At 55.4% G+C, this 20,571-nt stretch carries 20 protein-coding genes and 5 tRNA genes; 14 read left to right on the top strand and 11 right to left on the bottom strand.

Annotation, left to right across the window (positions count from 1 at the left end; all coding sequences use genetic code 11):
* The first annotated feature begins 9 nt into the window (after positions 1 to 9).
* The 14 genes from ACMYSK_RS25190 to leuA all read left to right on the top strand — a co-directional run bounded on the left by ACMYSK_RS25190 (position 10) and on the right by leuA (position 14,602).
* Positions 10 to 441: a carboxymuconolactone decarboxylase family protein gene (locus tag ACMYSK_RS25190; protein ID WP_434639171.1), complete on the top strand. Its 432-nt coding sequence runs from the start codon at positions 10 to 12 to the stop codon at positions 439 to 441.
* A gap of 184 nt (positions 442 to 625) precedes the next feature.
* Positions 626 to 868: a glutaredoxin-like protein NrdH gene (gene nrdH / locus ACMYSK_RS25185; RefSeq protein WP_434639170.1), complete on the top strand. Its 243-nt coding sequence runs from the start codon at positions 626 to 628 to the stop codon at positions 866 to 868.
* Positions 865 to 1,275 (top strand): class Ib ribonucleoside-diphosphate reductase assembly flavoprotein NrdI, encoded by a 411-nt coding sequence (nrdI, locus tag ACMYSK_RS25180; protein WP_434639169.1) that lies wholly within the window; start codon positions 865 to 867, stop codon positions 1,273 to 1,275. The genes nrdH and nrdI overlap by 4 nt, the downstream gene beginning before the upstream one ends.
* Positions 1,248 to 3,392, top strand: a complete 2,145-nt coding sequence (gene nrdE, locus ACMYSK_RS25175; protein ID WP_434639168.1) for a class 1b ribonucleoside-diphosphate reductase subunit alpha — start codon at positions 1,248 to 1,250, stop codon at positions 3,390 to 3,392. The genes nrdI and nrdE overlap by 28 nt, the downstream gene beginning before the upstream one ends.
* Before the next feature lie 10 nt (positions 3,393 to 3,402).
* Positions 3,403 to 4,365, top strand: coding sequence for a class 1b ribonucleoside-diphosphate reductase subunit beta (gene nrdF / locus ACMYSK_RS25170; protein ID WP_434639167.1), 963 nt, complete (start codon positions 3,403 to 3,405; stop codon positions 4,363 to 4,365).
* A 355-nt stretch (positions 4,366 to 4,720) separates the two neighbouring features.
* Entirely contained in the window at positions 4,721 to 5,923 is a 1,203-nt protein-coding gene (gene proV / locus ACMYSK_RS25165; RefSeq protein ID WP_434639166.1) for a glycine betaine/L-proline ABC transporter ATP-binding protein ProV, read from the top strand.
* The gene (proW, locus tag ACMYSK_RS25160; protein WP_434639165.1) at positions 5,916 to 6,980 is read left to right on the top strand and encodes a glycine betaine/L-proline ABC transporter permease ProW; all 1,065 of its coding nucleotides are present in this window, start codon (positions 5,916 to 5,918) and stop codon (positions 6,978 to 6,980) included. The genes proV and proW overlap by 8 nt, the downstream gene beginning before the upstream one ends.
* A gap of 69 nt (positions 6,981 to 7,049) precedes the next feature.
* Positions 7,050 to 8,048 carry a glycine betaine/L-proline ABC transporter substrate-binding protein ProX gene (proX, locus tag ACMYSK_RS25155; protein WP_434639164.1) on the top strand — a complete coding sequence of 333 codons (999 nt, stop codon included), beginning with the start codon at positions 7,050 to 7,052 and terminating at the stop codon, positions 8,046 to 8,048.
* A gap of 200 nt (positions 8,049 to 8,248) precedes the next feature.
* Positions 8,249 to 8,977 carry an AzlC family ABC transporter permease gene (locus tag ACMYSK_RS25150; RefSeq protein WP_434639163.1) on the top strand — a complete coding sequence of 243 codons (729 nt, stop codon included), beginning with the start codon at positions 8,249 to 8,251 and terminating at the stop codon, positions 8,975 to 8,977.
* Positions 8,967 to 9,302 carry an L-valine transporter subunit YgaH gene (gene ygaH / locus ACMYSK_RS25145; protein WP_434639162.1) on the top strand — a complete coding sequence of 112 codons (336 nt, stop codon included), beginning with the start codon at positions 8,967 to 8,969 and terminating at the stop codon, positions 9,300 to 9,302. Before ACMYSK_RS25150 ends, ygaH begins: the two co-directional genes overlap by 11 nt.
* A 90-nt stretch (positions 9,303 to 9,392) precedes the next feature.
* Positions 9,393 to 9,923 carry a transcriptional repressor MprA gene (mprA, locus tag ACMYSK_RS25140; protein ID WP_041146855.1) on the top strand — a complete coding sequence of 177 codons (531 nt, stop codon included), beginning with the start codon at positions 9,393 to 9,395 and terminating at the stop codon, positions 9,921 to 9,923.
* Between the two features lie 130 nt (positions 9,924 to 10,053).
* On the top strand, positions 10,054 to 11,226 hold the full coding sequence (emrA, locus tag ACMYSK_RS25135; RefSeq protein WP_434639161.1) for a multidrug efflux MFS transporter periplasmic adaptor subunit EmrA: 1,173 nt from the start codon (positions 10,054 to 10,056) through the stop codon (positions 11,224 to 11,226).
* Between the two features lie 15 nt (positions 11,227 to 11,241).
* Positions 11,242 to 12,780 (top strand): multidrug efflux MFS transporter permease subunit EmrB, encoded by a 1,539-nt coding sequence (gene emrB, locus ACMYSK_RS25130; RefSeq protein WP_434639160.1) that lies wholly within the window; start codon positions 11,242 to 11,244, stop codon positions 12,778 to 12,780.
* A gap of 145 nt (positions 12,781 to 12,925) precedes the next feature.
* Positions 12,926 to 14,602, top strand: a complete 1,677-nt coding sequence (gene leuA, locus ACMYSK_RS25125) for a 2-isopropylmalate synthase (protein WP_434639159.1) — start codon at positions 12,926 to 12,928, stop codon at positions 14,600 to 14,602.
* Here leuA and ACMYSK_RS25120 read toward each other — a convergent pair.
* The 11 genes from ACMYSK_RS25120 to ACMYSK_RS25070 form a co-directional block, all read right to left on the bottom strand.
* Positions 14,581 to 15,348, bottom strand: coding sequence for an AraC family transcriptional regulator (locus ACMYSK_RS25120; protein WP_434639158.1), 768 nt, complete (start codon positions 15,346 to 15,348; stop codon positions 14,581 to 14,583). The two genes, leuA and ACMYSK_RS25120, sit on opposite strands and share 22 nt — an antisense overlap.
* Positions 15,349 to 15,400: 52 nt before the next feature.
* Positions 15,401 to 15,916, bottom strand: coding sequence for an S-ribosylhomocysteine lyase (gene luxS / locus ACMYSK_RS25115; protein WP_434639157.1), 516 nt, complete (start codon positions 15,914 to 15,916; stop codon positions 15,401 to 15,403).
* A gap of 163 nt (positions 15,917 to 16,079) precedes the next feature.
* Positions 16,080 to 17,636 (bottom strand): glutamate--cysteine ligase, encoded by a 1,557-nt coding sequence (gene gshA / locus ACMYSK_RS25110; RefSeq protein ID WP_434639156.1) that lies wholly within the window; start codon positions 17,634 to 17,636, stop codon positions 16,080 to 16,082.
* A 198-nt stretch (positions 17,637 to 17,834) separates the two neighbouring features.
* Positions 17,835 to 18,263: a YqaA family protein gene (locus tag ACMYSK_RS25105; protein ID WP_434639155.1), complete on the bottom strand. Its 429-nt coding sequence runs from the start codon at positions 18,261 to 18,263 to the stop codon at positions 17,835 to 17,837.
* Complete coding sequence (yqaB, locus tag ACMYSK_RS25100; protein WP_434639154.1) at positions 18,260 to 18,826, bottom strand: fructose-1-phosphate/6-phosphogluconate phosphatase; 567 nt, start codon at positions 18,824 to 18,826, stop codon at positions 18,260 to 18,262. The genes ACMYSK_RS25105 and yqaB overlap by 4 nt, the downstream gene beginning before the upstream one ends.
* A gap of 120 nt (positions 18,827 to 18,946) precedes the next feature.
* Positions 18,947 to 19,261, bottom strand: coding sequence for a BON domain-containing protein (locus ACMYSK_RS25095; RefSeq protein WP_434639153.1), 315 nt, complete (start codon positions 19,259 to 19,261; stop codon positions 18,947 to 18,949).
* A gap of 361 nt (positions 19,262 to 19,622) precedes the next feature.
* Positions 19,623 to 19,699: transfer RNA gene (locus ACMYSK_RS25090), tRNA-Arg, on the bottom strand.
* Between the two features lie 227 nt (positions 19,700 to 19,926).
* Positions 19,927 to 20,003 (bottom strand) — tRNA-Arg (locus ACMYSK_RS25085).
* 227 nt (positions 20,004 to 20,230) lie between these two features.
* A tRNA-Arg gene (locus ACMYSK_RS25080) sits at positions 20,231 to 20,307 on the bottom strand.
* A 63-nt stretch (positions 20,308 to 20,370) separates the two neighbouring features.
* Positions 20,371 to 20,447, bottom strand: a tRNA-Arg gene (locus tag ACMYSK_RS25075).
* 4 nt (positions 20,448 to 20,451) lie between these two features.
* Positions 20,452 to 20,544: transfer RNA gene (locus ACMYSK_RS25070), tRNA-Ser, on the bottom strand.
* Between the last annotated feature and the right edge of the window lie 27 nt (positions 20,545 to 20,571).

Here is a 20,571-nt window from a genome sequence, read left to right as displayed (position 1 = left end):
GAAAATATTATGAGTACACTCCGTCAGCCCTATAACGAACTGAGCCCGGAAGTTTATCACGCGCTGGTCCAGGCAAAGATTGCGCTGGAAAAAAGCGAACTGGATGGCGCCCTGCTGGAACTGGTTTACCTGCGGGTATCACAGATTAACGGCTGCGCCTTCTGCCTGGAAATGCACAGTAAAGCGCTGCGTAAATCCGGCGTGGCGCAGAATAAACTGGACGCGCTGGCAGGCTGGCGGGTAAGCGGGCATTTCAGTGCCGCTGAACAGGCCGCGCTGGCCTGGGCAGAATCCGTGACCCATATTGCCAGCACCCATGCAGAAGATGAGGTTTACCTGCCGCTGCTGGACCATTTCAGCGCACGCCAGATAAGCGATCTGACCTTCGCCATCAGCCTGATGAACGCCTTTAACCGCCTTGCCGTCAGCATGCGCCAGTAATTTCAGGCGCACCGCCCCCCGCCCTCTCGGGGTTCTTCCGTGAGGGTTATCTTTATCTAAAAACGCTATATATTGCGTGGTTGAACTTTTAGATAACTACATCTAGTATTTCCTACACAGTTAACCGATACCGAACGTCGCACATTTTTGTGCCGTTCTGTTATCTTAAATGGAAATACGAATCATGCGCATTACTATTTACACTAAAAATGACTGCGTCCAGTGCCATGCGACAAAGCGGGCAATGGAAAGCCGCGGATTTGCCTTTGAGATGGTGAATGTCGAGCATCACCCGGACGCCGCTGACATGCTGCGCGAGCAAGGTTTTCGTCAGCTACCGGTGGTGATTGCCGGTGAAACCCGCTGGTCTGGCTTCCGCCCCGATATGATCAACCGCCTGCGCCCCGAACCGGCAGTCAGCGCATGAGCCTGATCGTCTACTTCTCAAGCAGTTCCGAAAATACGCACCGGTTTGTCCAGCGTCTGGGGCTGCCCGCGGTGCGCATTCCGCTTAACGAGCGGGAGCGTATCCAGGTAGACGAGCCCTACATTCTCATCGTCCCCAGCTACGGCGGCGGCGGCACGGCAGGCGCGGTGCCTCGACAGGCAATGCGTTTTTTAAACAACCCACATAACCGCCAGCGTATACGCGGCGTGATTGCCGCCGGCAACCGCAACTTCGGCGACGCCTACGGACGGGCAGGCGACGTCATCGCACAAAAGTGCGGCGTACCGTATCTGTATCGCTTTGAGCTGATGGGCACCCCAACCGATGTCGACAACGTGCGTAAAGGAGTAAGCGAATTTTGGCAACGACAACCGCAGAACGTATAGCCACCGAGGTGGCGGATTACCACGCCCTCAATGCGATGCTGAATTTGTATGACAGCGATGGCCGTATTCCATTTGAAAAGGACCAGCAGGCGGTGGACGCCTTTATGGCGACGCACGTTCAGGCCAACACCGTCACCTTTAGCTCGCAGAACGAGAAGCTGGACTGGCTAATCGCCGAAGGCTATTACGATGCCAACGTACTGGCCTGCTACGATCGCCACTTTGTGCTGGGACTGTTTGACCATGCAAACGGCTATCGTTTCCGCTTCCGGACTTTTCTTGGCGCCTGGAAGTTTTACACCAGCTATACGCTGAAGACCTTCGACGGTAAACGCTACCTTGAGCATTTCGCCGACCGGGCCTGTATGGTGGCCCTGAGCCTGGCGCAGGGCAATGAAGTCCTGGCCCGCCAGCTCACCGATGAAATCCTCAGCGGTCGCTTCCAGCCAGCGACGCCCACCTTCCTCAACGCCGGTAAACAGCAGCGCGGCGAACTGGTTTCCTGCTTCCTGTTGCGCATTGAAGACAATATGGAGTCGATTGGCCGGGCGGTAAACTCGGCGCTGCAACTGTCAAAACGCGGCGGTGGCGTGGCGTTTTTGCTCTCCAGTTTGCGCGAAGCCGGCGCACCAATTAAGCGGATTGAAAACCAATCCTCCGGCGTGGTGCCGGTAATGAAAATGCTGGAGGACGCCTTCTCCTACGCCAATCAGCTCGGCGCTCGTCAGGGCGCTGGCGCGGTCTACCTGCATGCCCATCACCCGGACATTCTGCGTTTCCTGGATACCAAGCGGGAAAACGCCGACGAGAAAATCCGTATCAAAACGCTGTCTCTCGGGGTGGTGATTGCAGATATTACCTTCCAGCTGGCAAAGGACGATGCGCAAATGGCGCTGTTCTCGCCCTATGACGTCGAACGTCTATATGGCAAACCGTTTGGCGATATCGCCATCAGCGAGATGTACGCGCAGCTGGTCGCCGATGAACGGGTCAGTAAACGCTGGATCCGCGCCCGCGATCTGTTCCAGCGTCTGGCGGAAATTCAGTTTGAGTCCGGCTATCCGTACATCATGTTTGAAGATACCGTCAACCGGGCTAACCCAATTGCCGGGCGGATTAACATGAGCAACCTGTGTTCAGAAATCTTGCAGGTCAACACCCCGTCAACCTTTGATGAAAATCTCGATTACGCCCATGTGGGTCAGGATATCTCCTGCAATCTTGGGTCGCTGAATATTGCTCATACTATGGATTCACCGGATTTTGCCCGGACCATCGCCGTCGCGGTTCGCGGTCTGACGGCGGTGTCGGACATGAGCGATATTCGCTCGGTGCCCTCGGTGGCGGCGGGCAATGCCGCCTCCCATGCCATCGGTCTTGGGCAGATGAACCTGCACGGCTATCTGGCCCGGGAAGGTATTGCCTACGGCAGCCCGGAAGGGCTGGATTTTACCAACCTCTATTTTTATACCGTCACCTGGCACGCGCTGCACACCTCAATGCAGTTAGCCCGCGAGCGCGGTCAGCATTTTGTCGGGTTTGAGCAATCACGCTACGCCAGCGGCGAGTATTTCGACCAATACCTGCAGGGCGACTGGCAGCCGAAAACGGCAAAAGTCCGCGAACTGTTCTCCCGCGCCGGCGTGACGCTGCCCGACCGTGCCATGTGGCAGCAGCTCCGCGATGACGTGAAGCGCTACGGCATCTATAACCGCAATTTGCAGGCGATCCCGCCCACCGGCTCCATCTCCTACATCAACCATGCGACCTCGAGCATCCACCCGATTGTCGCAAAGATTGAGATCCGCAAAGAAGGGAAAACCGGGCGGGTTTACTATCCCGCGCCGTTTATGACCAATGACAACCTGGCGCTGTATCAGGACGCCTGGGAAATCGGTCCACAAAAGATTATCGACACCTATGCCGAAGCAACGCGGCACGTCGATCAGGGACTCTCGCTGACGCTCTTTTTCCCCGATACCGCCACCACCCGCGATATCAATAAAGCACAAATCTACGCGTGGAAAAAAGGCATCAAAACGCTGTATTACATCCGTCTGCGCCAGCTGGCGTTGGAAGGTACCGAAATCGAATGCTGCGTATCCTGCGCGCTGTAAGGAGAACAGGATGACCCATTTAACGCGTATCAGCGCTATTAACTGGAATAAAATTGAGGACGATAAGGATCTGGAGGTGTGGAATCGCCTGACCAGCAACTTCTGGCTACCGGAAAAGGTACCACTGTCCAACGATATCCCGGCCTGGCAGACGCTGACGCCGACGGAACAGCAGCTCACCATTCGCGTGTTCACCGGCCTGACGTTGCTTGATACGATTCAGAACACCATCGGCGCGCCGGCGCTGATGGCGGATGCCCTGACCTCTCACGAAGAGGCGGTGCTCTCCAATATCAGCTTTATGGAAGCGGTACACGCCCGCTCCTACAGCTCGATTTTCTCCACGTTATGCCAGACCAAAGATGTTGATGCCGCCTATGCCTGGAGCGAAGAGAACGCACCGCTCCAGCACAAAGCCCGGCTGATGCTGGAGTATTATCAGGCGGATAATCCGCTAAAGAAGAAAATCGCCAGCGTGTTCCTCGAATCGTTCCTCTTTTATTCCGGATTCTGGCTGCCAATGTATTTCTCAAGCCGCGGCAAAATGACCAATACCGCCGACCTGATTCGCTTGATTATCCGCGATGAAGCGGTGCACGGTTATTACATCGGCTATAAATACCAAAAAGGGCTGGCAAGGATTAGCGCCGAGGAGCAGGAACAGCTGAAAAATTTCGCTCTCGATTTGCTGATGGATTTATACGATAACGAACTGGCCTACACCCGGGATTTGTACGCCGATAGCGGCTGGATTGAGGAGGTGAACGCCTTCCTGTGCTACAACGCCAACAAAGCGCTGATGAACCTCGGCTACGAGGCGTTATTCCCGGCGGAGATGGCGGCGGTTAACCCGGCGATTCTGGCGGCGCTTTCGCCAAACGCCGATGAAAACCACGACTTTTTCTCCGGTTCTGGCTCCTCATACGTTATGGGAAAAACAGAAGAAACCGCCGACGACGATTGGGATTTTTAACCTTACTTCTACCAGGAGAATATTGCCCATTTTCCTGGTAGGTCCGTCCTTATTATTTACTTTCATCACACAAAATAACCCCGTGATATTTTACTGAAATCTAGCCGTAATATTCATCAAGAATCGAGCTATTCACCCGTTATTATCATGCCATCGCCAAAAAATATTACCTTCTGATAATCAACGCTCAGCCCTTCTATCACGGGGAATACGCCAGACATTCCCGCGCTCATTTCGACACCCGAGGGACATTGAGGGTTGTCACAGAATCTGAGTATGTTAGGGTGTAAAAAGGTAATTATCTCCACCAGGTACTATATTGACATAATACAAATAACAGGAAACTCTCTATTGCATGGCAATTAAATTAGAAATCAAGAATCTCTATAAGATATTTGGCGAGCATCCACAGCGAGCGTTCAAATATATTGAAAAAGGATTTACCAAAGAACAACTACTGGAAAAAACGGGACTTTCGCTTGGCGTAAAAGACGCCAGTCTGACCATTGAAGAAGGCGAGATATTCGTCATCATGGGGCTTTCCGGCTCAGGAAAATCGACCATGGTTCGCCTTCTCAATCGCCTGATTGAACCCACCCGCGGGCAGGTGCTGATAGATGGCGTCGATATCGCCAAAATCTCAGAAACCGAGCTGCGTGAGGTGCGCAGAAAAAAGATCGCAATGGTATTTCAGTCATTTGCGCTGATGCCGCATATGACCGTTCTGGACAATGCCGCCTTTGGCATGGAGCTGGCGGGTATGTCAACCCAGGAGCGCCAGCAGAAAGCGCTGGAGGCGCTGCGCCAGGTCGGTCTGGAAAACTATGCGCACGCTTATCCGGACGAGCTGTCCGGCGGGATGCGCCAACGCGTTGGTCTCGCGCGCGCGCTGGCCATCAACCCTGACATCTTATTAATGGATGAAGCCTTCTCGGCCCTTGACCCATTAATTCGTACCGAAATGCAGGATGAGCTGACAAAATTACAGGCGAAACATCAGCGTACCGTGGTCTTTATTTCCCACGATCTTGATGAAGCTATGCGCATTGGCGATCGTATTGCCATCATGCAAAATGGCGAAGTGATTCAGGTCGGCACCCCGGATGAAATACTGAATAATCCGGCCAATGATTATGTGAAAACCTTCTTCCGCGGTGTCGATATTAGCCAGGTATTCAGCGCTAAAGATATTGCCCGCCGAAGCCCGGTTGGCTTAATTCGTAAAACGCCAGGTTTCGGCCCACGTTCGGCATTGAAATTATTGCAGGACGAAGACCGCGAATATGGTTATGTGATTGAACGTGGTAATAAGTTTGTCGGCATTGTCTCTATTGATTCACTGAAATCCGCGTTGAGCGAAGGTCAGGGAATTGATGCGGCGTTACTCGCATCCCCGCAAGCGGTGGATGCGCAAACGTCGCTCAGCGACCTGCTCTCCCACGTAGGCCAGGCACCGTGCGCGGTCCCGGTAGTGGATGAAGGGCACCAGTACATCGGCATTATTTCTAAAGGAATGCTGCTGAAGGCTTTAGATCGCGAGGGGGCAAACAATGGCTGATCAATCTAACCCGTGGGAAACCGCACCGGCGGCAGACAGCGCCGCACAATCTGCCGATGCCTGGGGTACTCCGGCATCCGCACCGACCGACGGCGGCGGGGCCGACTGGCTAAACAGCGCGCCAGCGCCGCAGCCGGAACATTTCAACATCATGGATCCGTTCCACAAAACGCTGATCCCACTCGACAGCTGGGTGACTCACGGGATCGACTGGATAGTGGTTCACTTCCGCCCGCTGTTCCAGGGTATCCGCGTGCCGGTGGACTATATCCTCAGCGCCTTCCAGCAGCTGTTATTAGGTATGCCGGCGCCGGTCGCGATTGCGCTGTTCGCCCTCATCGCCTGGCAAATCTCCAGCGTGGGGATGGGCGTGGCGACGCTGATCTCTCTGGTGGCAATCGGTGCGATCGGTGCCTGGTCGCAGGCGATGGTGACTCTGGCCCTGGTGCTGACCGCACTGCTGTTCTGTATGTTGATCGGCCTGCCGCTGGGGATCTGGCTGGCACGTAGCCCACGCGCGGCGAAAATTATCCGCCCGATGCTGGATGCTATGCAGACCACGCCAGCGTTCGTCTACCTGGTGCCGATCGTGATGCTCTTCGGGATTGGTAACGTCCCGGGCGTGGTGGTGACGATTATCTTTGCCCTGCCGCCAATCGTGCGTTTGACCATCCTCGGGATAAACCAGGTGCCCGCTGATCTGATTGAAGCCTCGCGATCGTTCGGTGCCAGCCCGCGTCAGCTGCTCTTTAAGGTCCAGCTGCCGCTGGCAATGCCGACCATCATGGCCGGGGTTAACCAGACGCTGATGCTGGCGCTGTCGATGGTGGTTATCGCCTCGATGATTGCCGTGGGCGGCCTGGGCCAAATGGTACTGCGTGGCATCGGCCGTCTCGATATGGGACTGGCAAGCGTCGGCGGCGTCGGGATTGTCATCCTGGCCATTATTCTCGACCGCCTGACCCAGGCCGTTGGCCGCGACTCCCGCAGCCGTGGCAACCGTCGCTGGTACGCAACCGGCCCTCTGGGCTTCATTACCCGCCCTTTCTGTAAGTAATCATCTCATCGCCCGGCGGCATTGCACCTGCCGGGCCCGCAGCCCCCCTCTTATGTATAAGGAATAACGATGCGACATAACACGATTATTGCCACAACGTTGGCCACACTGCTCACTACCAGCGCTGCCTGGGCAGCCGATCTGCCGGGAAACGGCATCACCGTCAAACCCATTCAAAGCACCATTACGGAAGAGACCTTCCAGACCCTGCTGGTCAGCCGTGCGCTGGAGAAGCTGGGCTACACCGTCGATAAACCCAGCGAAGTGGACTATAACGTCGGCTACACCTCGCTCGCCTCCGGCGACGCGACTTTTACCGCCGTCAACTGGCAGCCGCTGCATGATGATATGTACGCCGCCGCCGGTGGCGATAAAAGCTTCTATCGCGAAGGCGTTTTTGTTAACGGCGCGGCACAGGGCTACCTGATCGATAAAAAAACTGCCGAGCAGTATCACATCAAATCAATCGATCAGCTGAAAGACCCCAAAATCGCCAAACTGTTTGATACCAACGGCGACGGCAAAGCCGACCTGACCGGCTGTACGCCGGGCTGGGGCTGCGAAGCGGTGATTAACCATCAAATTGATGCCTATGGCCTGAGCAATACGGTGGTGCACAATCAGGGGAATTACGCGGCGATGATGGCCGATACCATTGCCCGCTATAAAGAAGGCAAGCCGGTTATCTACTACACCTGGACACCGTACTGGGTCAGCGACGTGCTGAAGCCGGGTAAAGACGTGGTCTGGCTGCAGGTACCGTTCTCCTCCCTGCCGGGCGTGCAGAAAAATATCGACACCAGGCTGGCTAACGGTGCCAACTACGGTTTCCCGGTCAGTACGATGCATATTGTGGCGAACAAAGCCTGGGCTGAGAAAAACCCGGCGGCGGCAAAACTGTTCAGCATTATGAAGCTGCCTATTGCCGACATTAACGCCGAAAACGCGATGATGCATGAAGGTCACGCCTCAGAAGGCGATATTCAGGGTCACGTTGACGGCTGGATCAAAGCCCACCAGCAGCAGTTTGACGGCTGGGTGAAAGAAGCGCTGGCCGCGCAGAAATAACCTCCCCTCTGACCCGGATGGCGGTACGCTATCCGGGTTTCCGCTAGCGCTGTAGTGGTTGCTCCGGCGCGTTACAGACGGTCCCGTGTCCCCCGGCCAGCGCCGCTTAACAAGGTGTCAAAGCGCCCCGCTCTCTGCTAAGGTAGCCTCACCTGTTCAATCATGTGATATTCACGTGAATTATCAATAAATAACACCCTATGGAAAAACCCGCCCCTGCCAGCGAGGCCACGCTGCCTGAAGGAATCAAAGACAGCCTGCCGATTGTGATTAGCTATATTCCCGTGGCCTTCGCCTTTGGCCTGAACGCGACCCGGCTCGGCTTCACGCCGCTGGAAAGCCTGTTCTTTTCCTGCATCATCTACGCCGGCGCCAGCCAGTTTGTCATTACCGCGATGCTCGCCGCCGGCAGTTCATTGTGGGTGGCAGCCCTCACCGTCATGGCAATGGACGTACGTCACGTCCTGTACGGCCCTTCGCTACGTAGCCGTATTCATCGCGCGCTGGATAAGCGAAAAACCGCGCTCTGGGCTTTTGGCCTGACCGATGAGGTTTTCGCTGCGGCCACCGCAAAACTGGTGCGTGACAACCGCCGCTGGAGCGAAAACTGGATGCTCGGCATCGCCTTCACCTCCTGGATATCATGGGTGTTCGGTACTCTGACAGGCGCCTATTCCGGCAGCGGCCTGCTGGCCGGTTTTCCGGCGGTGGAGGCTGCGCTGAGTTTTATGCTACCCGCGCTGTTTATGAGCTTCTTGCTGGCTTCATTCCAGCGTAAGCAGTCTCTCAGCGTAACGGCCGCTCTGGCGGGTGCCCTGGGCGGTATTATTCTGTTTTCTATTCCGGCTGCGATCCTCGCCGGGATTGTCTGCGGCTGCCTGACCGCGCTGATTCAGGCCAGCATTCAGGGGATGCCCGATGAACAATAACGTGCTGATTATCGGAATCGTGGTCGGCTGCGTGAACTATCTGTTTCGCTACCTGCCCCTGCGTCTGCGCGCGGGCCATTCTCGCTCTGGCCGACGTGGCCCGGTTAGCGTCCTGCTCGATACTATCGGCATCGCCTCCATCTGCGCCCTGCTGATTGTCTCGAGCGTGCCGGAAATCCTCAGTGATTCCCGGCGACTACTGCCGACGCTGGTTGGATTTGCGGTACTGGGTCTGGTGTTCTGGAAGACCCGCAGCATTATTATCCCTACCCTGCTGAGCGCATTGGCCTATGGAATCGCATGGAAAATCACGACTTTTTTATAAGTTTAAAGTATCAATTTTAGTCAATAATTGATTTGATTTATTTGTCACAATAGTTATTATATCGGCTGTAATTAATGAGGTCATACCCAAATGGATAGTTCGTTTACTCCCATTGAGCAAATGCTCAAATTCCGCGCCAGCCGTCACGAAGATTTCCCTTTCCAGGAGATTCTGCTCACCCGCCTCTGTATGCACATGCAAGGTAAGCTACTGGAAAACCGCAATAAAATGCTGAAAGCGCAGGGAATTAACGAGACATTATTTATGGCGTTGATAACCCTGGAATCTCAGGAAAATCACAGCATTCAGCCTTCCGAGCTGAGCTGCGCGCTGGGATCGTCACGTACCAACGCTACCCGTATTGCCGATGAACTGGAAAAACGTGGCTGGATTGAACGTCGCGAAAGCGACAACGATCGCCGCTGCCTGCATCTGCAACTAACCGACAAAGGTCATCAGTTTTTGCGCGAAGTCTTACCGCCTCAGCATAACTGCCTGCATCAGCTCTGGTCTTCTTTAAGCACCAGCGAGAAAGATCAGCTCGAGCACATCACCCGCAAACTGCTTGGTCGCCTTGACCAAATGGAAGAGGATGGCGTGCTTGCGGAGTCACTGCGCTAAGCGCGGGAACCGCTCAAAACTTTTTCTGGATTGACAAGGAAAAACAGACAGGCCAGCAGATCTTCTGCTGGCCTTTCTGATAAACAGGTCGGCTCAGCCGATGTGAAATAATAAGATCGTGGAGAATAACATGAGCGCAAATGCGGAGAGCCAAACCCCGCAGCAACCGGACAGCAAGAAAGGTAAACGCAAAGGCGCCCTTCTGTTGCTGACATTGCTCTTTATTATTATTGCCGTGGCATACGGAATTTATTGGTTTTTGGTACTGCGTCATTATGAAGAAACCGATGACGCTTACGTGGCAGGGAACCAGGTGCAAATCATGGCGCAGGTGTCCGGCAGCGTGACGAAAGTCTGGGCTGACAACACCGATTTCGTGCAGCAGGGCGATACGCTAGTCACCCTTGACCAGACCGATGCCCAGCAGGCATTTGAAAAAGCGCAAACTCAGCTGGCCGCCAGCGTTCGTCAGACGCGTCAGCAGATGATCAACAGCAAGCAGCTGCAGGCGAATATCGACGTCAAGAAAACCGCGCTCTCTCAGGCACAGGCCGACCTCAACCGTCGTATCCCGCTGGGAGCCGCCAACCTGATTGGCCGTGAAGAACTGCAGCACGCCCGCGATACCGTCGCCAGCGCGCAGGCCGAGCTGGATGTTGCCATTCAGCAATTCAACGCCAACCAGGCCATCGTGCTCGGCACCCGTCTGGAACAACAGCCAGCGGTTCTGCAGGCGGCGACCGAAGTGCGTAATGCCTGGCTTGCGCTGCAGCGGACGCAAATCGTTAGCCCGATTACCGGCTACGTTTCTCGCCGTGCCGTACAGCCCGGTGCCCAGATTAGCCCCACCACACCGCTGATGGCGGTGGTACCAGCTACCAATCTGTGGGTCGATGCAAACTTTAAAGAAACCCAGCTGGCGCATATGCGTATCGGCCAGGAAGCGACCGTCATCAGTGATATTTACGGCGATGATGTGAAATATACCGGTAAGGTCGTCGGGCTGGACATGGGGACCGGCAGCGCGTTCTCACTGCTGCCGGCGCAGAACGCCACCGGTAACTGGATCAAGGTCGTCCAGCGTCTGCCGGTACGTATTGAGCTGGATGCCAAACAGCTGGCTGAACACCCGCTGCGTATTGGTCTTTCCACGTTGGTTGAAGTGAACACCACCAACCGCGATGGCGAGATGCTGGCTAACCAGACGCGCAAATCTCCGGTTTATGAAAGTAACGCTCGTGAAATCGCCCTTGAGCCGGTGAACAAACTGATCGACGGTATCATCCAGGCTAACGCGGGATAACTCGGGGTGAGCGTAATGCAACAGCAAAAACCGCTGGAAGGCGCACAGCTGGTCATCATGACCATTGCGCTGTCGCTTGCGACCTTCATGCAGGTGCTGGACTCCACTATTGCCAACGTGGCCATTCCAACCATTGCCGGTAACCTTGGCTCATCGTTGAGCCAGGGGACATGGGTTATCACATCATTCGGGGTGGCAAACGCCATCTCGATTCCGATCACCGGCTGGCTGGCAAAACGCGTCGGGGAAGTGAAACTGTTCCTGTGGTCGACGGTGGCGTTTGCCATCGCCTCCTGGGCCTGCGGGATGTCCAACAGCCTGACGATGCTGATTTTCTTCCGCGTCATTCAAGGGATCGTCGCCGGTCCGCTGATTCCGCTGTCGCAAAGTCTGCTGCTCAGCAACTACCCGCCGGCAAAACGCTCCATCGCGCTGGCGCTCTGGTCGATGACGGTGATCGTCGCGCCAATCTGTGGGCCTATTCTGGGCGGCTACATCAGCGATAACTACCACTGGGGTTGGATATTCTTTATCAACGTCCCGATTGGTGTTGCGGTGGTCGTGATGACGCTGCAAACCCTGCGCAGCCGCGAAACCAAAACGGAACAGCGGCGGATAGACGGCGTTGGCCTGGCGCTGCTGGTTCTTGGTATCGGCAGCCTGCAGGTGATGCTCGACCGCGGCAAGGAGCTGGACTGGTTCGCCTCAAACGAGATAATCGTTCTGACGATCGTGGCGGTGATCGCTATCAGCTTCCTGATCGTCTGGGAGCTGACCGATGACAACCCGATAGTCGATCTCTCGTTGTTCAAATCGCGAAACTTCACTATCGGCTGTCTGTGTATCAGCCTGGCCTATATGCTTTACTTCGGCGCCATCGTGCTGCTGCCGCAGCTGCTGCAGGAGGTATACGGCTACACGGCCACCTGGGCCGGCCTGGCTTCCGCACCGGTTGGGGTTATCCCGGTTATCCTGTCGCCGATTATCGGTCGTTTTGCCCATAAGCTCGATATGCGGCGGCTGGTCACCTTCAGCTTTATCATGTACGCGGTATGCTTCTACTGGCGAGCCTGGACCTTCGAACCCGGCATGGACTTCGGCGCTTCGGCGTGGCCGCAGTTTATCCAGGGCTTCGCGGTGGCCTGCTTCTTTATGCCACTGACCACCATCACCCTGTCCGGCCTGCCGCCGGAGCGGCTGGCGGCGGCATCGAGCCTGTCGAACTTTACCCGTACGCTGGCGGGTTCTATCGGAACTTCGATAACCACGACCATGTGGACCAACCGCGAGGCGCTGCACCATGCGCAGCTTACCGAATCGGTGACGCCGTATAACCCCAATGCCCAGCAGATGTACGATCAGCTACAGGGGCTGGGGATGACCCAGCAGCAGGCATCCGGCTGGATAGCCCAGCAGATAACCAACCAGGGACTGATTATTTCTGCTAACGAGATCTTCTGGTTTTCGGCGGCAATCTTCATTCTTCTGCTCGGCCTGGTCTGGTTTGCCAGACCGCCGTTCAGCGCAGGCGGCGGAGGCGGCGGCGCGCACTAAGTGTTAACAAAAGGGATCTGCGGATCCCTTTTTTATTGCCTGTCTTATGCCAACGTTGTCCAGTTCTCGCTAGTTTCTGTCCAGTTTGCTAAAGCGTCCCGCTCCGCGCTTCGGCAGGATAAAGATCCGACACAAGGAGAGAACTATGCTGACAAATCCTGGCGAAAAGTACCGCCCCTGGCCGCCAATTTCCCTGCCCGACCGCCGCTGGCCGGACAACCCGATAACCCAGGCGCCGCGCTGGCTCTCCACCGACCTGCGCGATGGCAACCAGGCGCTGGCCGAACCGATGGATGGCGCCCGTAAAATGCAGTTCTGGGACCTGCTGCTGGAGTGCGGATTTAAAGAAATTGAAGTGGCTTTTCCGTCGGCATCTCAGACCGACTTTAACTTCGTCCGCCAGCTGATCGATGAACGGCGTATTCCGCATGATGTGACGATCCAGGTGCTGACCCAGGCGCGAGAAGACCTCATTCTGCGTACCTTTGAATCGCTGCGCGGCGCCCACAGCGCCACCGTTCATCTGTATAACGCCACCGCACCGCTGTTTCGCAGGCTGGTGTTCGGTATGGATAAAGCGCAAATAATTGAGCTGGCAACCCGCGCCACCCACCTGATTCGCCAGCAGTGTGCAGACCAGCCGGACACCCGCTGGCAGTATGAATATTCACCAGAAACGTTCTGCTTTACCGAGCCGGAATTTGCTCTGGCTATCTGTGAAGCGGTAGCGGACATCTGGCAGCCCAGCGCAGAACGCCCGATGATTATCAATCTGCCCGCCACCGTCGAGGTCAGTACGCCAAACGTTTATGCTGACCAGATTGAGTATTTCTGTCGCCATTTCTCCCGCCGGGCCGATGTCTGCATTAGCGTTCACCCGCACAACGACCGGGGTACCGGCGTTGCCAGCGCGGAGCTGGCAGTAATGGCGGGCGCCGACCGCGTAGAAGGCTGCCTGTTCGGGAACGGCGAGCGCACCGGTAACGTCTGCCTGGTCACCCTGGCCATGAATCTCTATAGCCAGGGCATTACGCCACAGCTCAGCTTCCCGGAGATGAAACGGGTGGTCGAAGTGGTGGAAAACTGCAATCAGCTGCCGGTTCACCCACGCCATCCGTGGGCCGGCAGTCTTGCCTATACCGCCTTTTCCGGGTCTCATCAGGATGCGATCAAGAAGGGATTCGATGCCCGCCAGCCCGGCGACCGTTGGGAGATGCCCTACCTGCCCGTCGACCCGCAGGACATCGGCTGTAGCTATGAAGCGGTTATTCGCGTCAACAGCCAGTCCGGTAAGAGCGGCAGCGCCTGGTTAATCGAACAGAATCATGGGCTGAAGCTGCCCCGCGCATTGCAACAAGATTTCAGTCTGCACGTTCAGCAAGAGACCGATACGCATGGCAAAGAGATGACGCAGAATGCGCTCTGGCAGCTGTTCCGTTCCCGCTACGGCCTGATTGCTCAGCCGCCGCTGATGCTACTGGAGTATAAAAGCGACAGCCGGCAGGACGGCCAGCTCGCGTTGCAGGGCACGCTGCGGGTCAACGGCGAGACGCGCCGCCTTCAGGGTCATGGCAACGGCCTGCTTTCCGCCGCTGCCAGCGGCCTCAGCGCGCTGCTTAAGCAAACGTTCGTGATTAAGGATTACCACGAACATACCCTTGGTGAACGCAGCGACAGCCGTTCAGTGGCCTATATCCGCTGTATCTTCCCCAATGGCGACAGCCGCTGGGGTGTCGGGATCGATAATGACGTGGCGCGCGCTTCGCTGCAGGCGCTGTGTCATGCTATCTCCGGAGACGATCACTCCGGTGGACGGAAGTAATCACTGGGGGCGACGCCCATCACTCGACGAAACATCGCGCTGAAGGCGCTGTGGCTGCCATAGCCCAGATCCAGCGCCACCCGCAGCACCGACTGCCCCTGCGCCAGGCGAACCAGCGCTTCCATCAGCTTCGCCCGGCGCACCCATTCACTCCAGGTCAACGTGGTTTGCTGCTGAAAATGGCGATTAAGCGTGCGTTCGCTCATATTGCTCTCTTTCGCCGCCTGCTGGCTGCTCCACACTTCACCCGGCATTTCCCGTACCTTGTGACATAAACGGCGCAGCGCCTCGCTCCGGGGCTCCATCAGGCCAAACGGCAGTACCGCCATGCCGCGAATTTCATCGAGAATTAATTCATAAATGCGTTCGTCGCGACTGCTGGGTTCATAACGTTCGCCCAGCGCCAGCGAAGTGACGATCAGCTCGCGCAGCAGCGGCGTTATCTGGACAATCTGGCACGACGAAGGGAGATCGGCCCGGGCGAGAGGATCGATAAACAGCGTGCGGGCTGCGACCTGACCGGTAATCCGGAGCGCATGGGGCGTACCTGCCGGCAGCCAGACGCCGCGGCCAGGCGGGACAACCCAGTAGCCCACCGGCGTGTCAACCCGCACCACGCCGCAGAGGATATGCAGCAGCTGGGCGCAGTCATGCTGATGCCACGGTTCTGTATCGCCGTGAGCATAATCATGGGCAAATGGCACCAGAGCGCGGTGTTGAAAAGAGAAAGTTAAGGTCGTCGACATAGCGGCGCAGGAATAGCGGCCCGACACAGAGAGTCGGGCCGCTGCAGAAGAACTAGATGTGCAGTTCTTGCAGGGTTTCTTTCGGCAGAGCCAGATCATCGTTGCTGTTGATGCGCACGTCGCGCTCGATGATATGGCGCGCGATATCCTGAGCTTCTTCCAGCGAGTGCATGGTATAGGTGCCGCACTGGTAAACGTTCAGTTCCGGGATCTGCTTTTGATCTTTCACTTTCAGCACATCGGCCATCGCCGCTTTCCAGGCATCAGCGACGCGCTGCTCGTCCGGCGTACCAATCAGGCTCATATAGAAGCCCGTGCGGCAGCCCATCGGAGAGATGTCGATAATTTCCACACCATTGCCGTTCAGGTGGTCGCGCATAAAGCCCGCGAACAGATGCTCAAGAGTATGAATCCCTCTTTCCGGCATGACTTCCTGGTTTGGTACGCAAAAACGCAGATCGAAAACGGTAATTTCATCGCCGTGCGGCGTGTTCATTTTCTTCGCAACGCGCACCGCCGGTGCTTCCATGCGGGTATGGTCGACTGTGAAACTATCTAACAACGGCATTCTTCACCTCCGATAGTGATTTTTTTTAAAATAAAATGAACTCTTCTTACACCCGTGAGTCTGAGTATATGAAAGACGCGCATTTATTATCATCATCATCCCTGAATCAGAGATGAAAATTTGGCCACATTGACGTGGCCTTTTTCTTTTGTACCGCTTTTTGCTACGCGTGTCTTGCTAACAGGGCTTCAAACGGCTCGCTATCTTCCGCCTCCACCTTCTGCTGACGCACTACTGAAGCTTCACGTTCGGTAATAAAATCCTCTTCACGCAAAATTTCCAGCGGCTCTTCCCGCAGCATCGTACGATAGTGATCGGCCAGTTCTCTACCGGTACCCCCGATCCCCTCTTCAAGCATAGAACGCAGAATACGTGCTGAGAAAGTTAATTCCGGATCGTCGAAGCTGGCAACCAGCTCATCACACACCTGCTGGTATGCTTCGCCACCGTGAATGCTATCTAACGTCTGCGCCACGCGGCGCAAATCGCGGAACAGATCTTTACCCACTTTAGCCAGTGGGAACTGCGCGCTTTCACAACCGATGCCCAGCGTCAGACCCGGTTTACGGCCTTCAAGAATCACCCGATTCCAGTTAGTGCGCGTACACAGCAGCTCATCGCTGCTCATTTCCGGCGCATCGGCCAACACGCACCAAACCATGAACAGGTCAAGGAAGCGAACCTGCTGCTCATCAACGCCAATAGGTGAGAACGGGTTGATGTCCAGCGAACGCACTTCGATATATTCAATACCGCCGCGCAGCAGAGCGTCTGAAGGTGTCTCGCCGCTGCGGGTCACCCGCTTCGGACGAATTGGTGCGTAAAGCTCGTTTTCAATCTGCAGAATATTGCTGTTGATTTGCAGGTGCTTGCCGTCTTTTTCGAGGCCAATTTGGGCATACTCTTCCGACGGCGTTTTAATCGCCCGCTTTAATCCTGCCACATACTCATGCAGATCGTTAAACGTAATCCCGAGATTGCTTTGCGACTTATTGGTATAACCCAGGTCGCTCAGACGCAGAGAGGTCGCGTAAGGCAGGTAGTACATGCCATTTTTCGCTTCCTCAAACGGCAGCGTCGTTGGTTTCCCCTGCAGGAAAGAAGAGCAGATAGCCGGAGAAGCGCCGAACAGGTATGGGATCACCCAGCCGAAGCGGTAGTAGTTACGAATTGAACGGAAATAGCCGGCGGAAATCGCCTCTTTGCCGCTTTCCTCATCATCAACGCCGCACTTCGCCTGCCAGAATGCCATCGGCAGGGAGAAGTTATAATGCACGCCGGAGATGGTCTGCATCAGCGCACCATAGCGGTTTTTCAACCCCTCGCGATACAACGTTTTCAGACGACCAATATTCGAGGTGCCGTACTGCGCCAGCTCAATATCCTGACCAGGGGCAATATAGCAAGGCATGCTCAGCGGCCACATCCGCTCATCGCCCAACTGGCGTGCGGTATAGCGATGAACATCGCGCATAAAGGTGAGCATATGCTGAATATCGCCATCAACCGGCGTAATAAATTCCAGCAGCGCTTCGGCAAAATCGGTAGTAATCCATTTATGGGTCAACGCCGAGCCAAGGGCCTGAGGATGACCGGTCGTCGCCAGTGAACCATCGGCGTTGACGCGCAGCGTTTCGCGCTCAAGACCACGTTGGATACCCTGAAGAGCCTGTGGATTTTTTTCCAGCCAGGCCAGCGCCTGTGATACGTCCGGGATCAATTTGACCTCCCGCCTGTCGAAATCGTTTGAATAAGCATAATTGTAATGGTGACCATACAGGCTATCCCAGAAAACGTTATTGTTGCCGGCTCTGCGCACGAAAACCGGAAAGTACTGGCAGTACGTGCGGATTTCGGACCCGGTCCAGGTACGAAATAGCCGGTAACATGGCCTGCCGGGATAGTCTTAGTTCCACAATTAGTGCCACCACGTCATGCCCTGAAGCGTTACCACCGCAATGACGATATAGCGTAACGCTTTACCAAGGCATAAGAAAAAAAGTACCGGTCCCCAGGAGATGCGCATCCATCCCGCCAGCAAACACAGTAAATCGCCGATGACCGGCGCCCAGCTTAATAATAATGTGACCGCGCCGTAGCGCTTTAACCAGCCGGATGCTTTCTCCTGCCAGCGCGATGTTTTGCGCAGCGGAAACAAGCGCCCCAGAATAACGTTAGTTACCCCTCCAAGGCTATTGCCGATTGTTGCTATTAATACCAGAGCCCACGGCTGACTGGCTCCCGTAAGAAGCATAGCAACCAGCACAACTTCCGAATTACCGGGAAGTAATGTGGCGCTCAGGAAACTACTGGCAAATAGCGATATCAGCGACAGAGCGTCGCTCACAGTAACCGAACGTCCACGGCATCCATCCCCGCACGCTTCGCCGCCTGCAGGCCAAAATCAGCATCTTCAAAGACGACACATTTTTCCGGCTCAACGCCCATGCGCTGCGCGCACAGCAGAAAAGTATCAGGCGCGGGCTTATGATTCTGGACATGATCGGCGGCCACCACCGCCACAAAATAGTGACGCAGACCGAGGTGCGCTAATAGCGCTTCGGCCACGGCGCTTTCACTGCCGGTACCGACCGACATCGGGCGACGTCCGTGCCATGCCTTCACCACTTCGATCAGCGGTAAGGGACGTACGCTGTCCAGCAGCATGGCCTTCACGGCAGCGGTTTTTTCCTGCGCCAGGCGGTGAGGATCTAAATCAGCCTGATTCAGTTCGATAATCGCCTGGGCAATACGCCAGGTCGGAGAACCATTGAGCGCGACCATCGCCTGCTCGTCGAAACGCATTCCGTAACGACCCAAAACCTCGTGCCACGCCTTACGATGCGTCGGCTCGGTATCAAGGATGGTGCCATCCATATCAAAGATCAGTCCTGCGTAACGTTCGTACATCGTGTTCTCACAAACCGGGTAAGAAAACGTTACTTTATCGCAAAAGGCGCATGTTGTCGCGGGGAGCGCCTCAAGCAATAAAGGCGCCGCCGGGCGCCTTTATGCTATTAATACGATGGTTTATTTGATTTTTAAATCATTCTCAACCAGACGAACGCCCTGCACTCTGCGGGTCACTTCCACCGCACGGTTAGCATCCTTCGCTGACGAGACAAAGCCACTCAGTTGAACGCGCCCCTTAAAGGTCTGTACGCTGATTTCAGAGGACTTAATCTCTTTTTCATTAAACAACGCGGTTTTGACTTTCGTGGTGACGACGGTATCGTCAATATAGCCACCGGTACTTTCCTTCGTAGACGATCCCGCACAGCCAGCTAACGACACGGCCACCAGAAGCGTCGCACAAAACGCAGGTATTGCTTTGAACCATTTCATGGATTTCTCTCCTTGCACTCATCTCACCCAAATCAGGTCGATACACACGGGTAAATTATAGTGGAAAGAGTCACTTGCCAATAAAAAAAGTTTGAGATGCATCGTTGAAAGGTATTCAACACAGGAAGAGGCTAAACGGGCTTTGCCAGAAAGGCAGAAAGAGAAAGCGGAGATGATTCGAGTTTGGGTTTGGGTTTGGGTTTGGGTTTGGGTTTGGGTTTGGGGAAGATGGTGCATCCGGGAGGATGACTCACTGTGTTCGCCCTACGGGCCGTTGCTGAAGCAACGTTATCCTCCCTGGCGCAGACGGTTATTACCGCTACCCCAGCCACTTCTTCATTGCTGAAGACAGGGGAGAAGATGGTGCATCCGGGAGGATTCGAACCTCCGACCGCTCGGTTCGTAGCCGAGTACTCTATCCAGCTGAGCTACGGATGCATCAGGGAGAACTTCTTTACGACATTAACTTCTCTGGTACTGGCGATAATTTCGCAGACCATGAAACAACAAACAGGCTGTTATTTCGAAGAAAATGGTGCATCCGGGAGGATGACTCACTTCGTTCGCCCTACGGGCCGTTGCTGAAGCAACGTTATCCTCCCTGGTGCAGACGGTTATTACCGCTACCCCAGCCACTTCTTCATTGCTGAAGACATGGGAGAAGATGGTGCATCCGGGAGGATTCGAACCTCCGACCGCTCGGTTCGTAGCCGAGTACTCTATCCAGCTGAGCTACGGATGCATCAGGGAGAACTTCTTTACGACATTAACTTCTCTGGTACTGGCGATAATTTCGCAGACCATGAAACAACAAACAGGCTGTTATTTCGAAGAAAATGGTGCATCCGGGAGGATGACTCACTTCGTTCGCCCTACGGGCCGTTGCTGAAGCAACGTTATCCTCCCTGGTGCAGACGGTTATTACCGCTACCCCAGCCACTTCTTCATTGCTGAAGACATGGGAGAAGATGGTGCATCCGGGAGGATTCGAACCTCCGACCGCTCGGTTCGTAGCCGAGTACTCTATCCAGCTGAGCTACGGATGCATCAGGGAGAACTTCTTTACTACGCGTCAGTGTCACATCTAACACTTGCCACACTGAGTAAGATGGTGCATCCGGGAGGATTCGAACCTCCGACCGCTCGGTTCGTAGCCGAGTACTCTATCCAGCTGAGCTACGGATGCAAAATGGCGGTGAGGCGGGGATTCGAACCCCGGATGCAGCTTTTGACCGCATACTCCCTTAGCAGGGGAGCGCCTTCAGCCTCTCGGCCACCTCACCACACGCCTCTTACGAGTGCTTCGAAGA

It is taken from the genome of Klebsiella sp. I138 (assembly GCF_051131765.1).
GTDB lineage: Bacteria > Pseudomonadota > Gammaproteobacteria > Enterobacterales > Enterobacteriaceae > Klebsiella.
Note: the sequence above shows the minus strand (reverse complement) of the source record. Positions and strands in the feature narration are given on the sequence as shown.

Excerpts from the sequence above, each read along its gene's own strand:
- ACMYSK_RS25190 (WP_434639171.1), top strand. The coding sequence starts at position 10 with ATGAGTACACTCCGTCAGCCCTATAACGAACTGAGCCCGGAAGTTTAT.
- nrdH (WP_434639170.1), top strand. The coding sequence starts at position 626 with ATGCGCATTACTATTTACACTAAAAATGACTGCGTCCAGTGCCATGCG.
- nrdI (WP_434639169.1), top strand. The coding sequence starts at position 865 with ATGAGCCTGATCGTCTACTTCTCAAGCAGTTCCGAAAATACGCACCGG.
- nrdF (WP_434639167.1), top strand. The coding sequence starts at position 3,403 with ATGACCCATTTAACGCGTATCAGCGCTATTAACTGGAATAAAATTGAG.
- proV (WP_434639166.1), top strand. The coding sequence starts at position 4,721 with ATGGCAATTAAATTAGAAATCAAGAATCTCTATAAGATATTTGGCGAG.
- proW (WP_434639165.1), top strand. The coding sequence starts at position 5,916 with ATGGCTGATCAATCTAACCCGTGGGAAACCGCACCGGCGGCAGACAGC.
- proX (WP_434639164.1), top strand. The coding sequence starts at position 7,050 with ATGCGACATAACACGATTATTGCCACAACGTTGGCCACACTGCTCACT.
- ACMYSK_RS25150 (WP_434639163.1), top strand. The coding sequence starts at position 8,249 with ATGGAAAAACCCGCCCCTGCCAGCGAGGCCACGCTGCCTGAAGGAATC.
- ygaH (WP_434639162.1), top strand. The coding sequence starts at position 8,967 with ATGAACAATAACGTGCTGATTATCGGAATCGTGGTCGGCTGCGTGAAC.
- mprA (WP_041146855.1), top strand. The coding sequence starts at position 9,393 with ATGGATAGTTCGTTTACTCCCATTGAGCAAATGCTCAAATTCCGCGCC.
- emrA (WP_434639161.1), top strand. The coding sequence starts at position 10,054 with ATGAGCGCAAATGCGGAGAGCCAAACCCCGCAGCAACCGGACAGCAAG.
- emrB (WP_434639160.1), top strand. The coding sequence starts at position 11,242 with ATGCAACAGCAAAAACCGCTGGAAGGCGCACAGCTGGTCATCATGACC.
- leuA (WP_434639159.1), top strand. The coding sequence starts at position 12,926 with ATGCTGACAAATCCTGGCGAAAAGTACCGCCCCTGGCCGCCAATTTCC.
- ACMYSK_RS25120 (WP_434639158.1), bottom strand. The coding sequence starts at position 15,348 with ATGTCGACGACCTTAACTTTCTCTTTTCAACACCGCGCTCTGGTGCCA.
- luxS (WP_434639157.1), bottom strand. The coding sequence starts at position 15,916 with ATGCCGTTGTTAGATAGTTTCACAGTCGACCATACCCGCATGGAAGCA.
- yqaB (WP_434639154.1), bottom strand. The coding sequence starts at position 18,826 with ATGTACGAACGTTACGCAGGACTGATCTTTGATATGGATGGCACCATC.
- ACMYSK_RS25095 (WP_434639153.1), bottom strand. The coding sequence starts at position 19,261 with ATGAAATGGTTCAAAGCAATACCTGCGTTTTGTGCGACGCTTCTGGTG.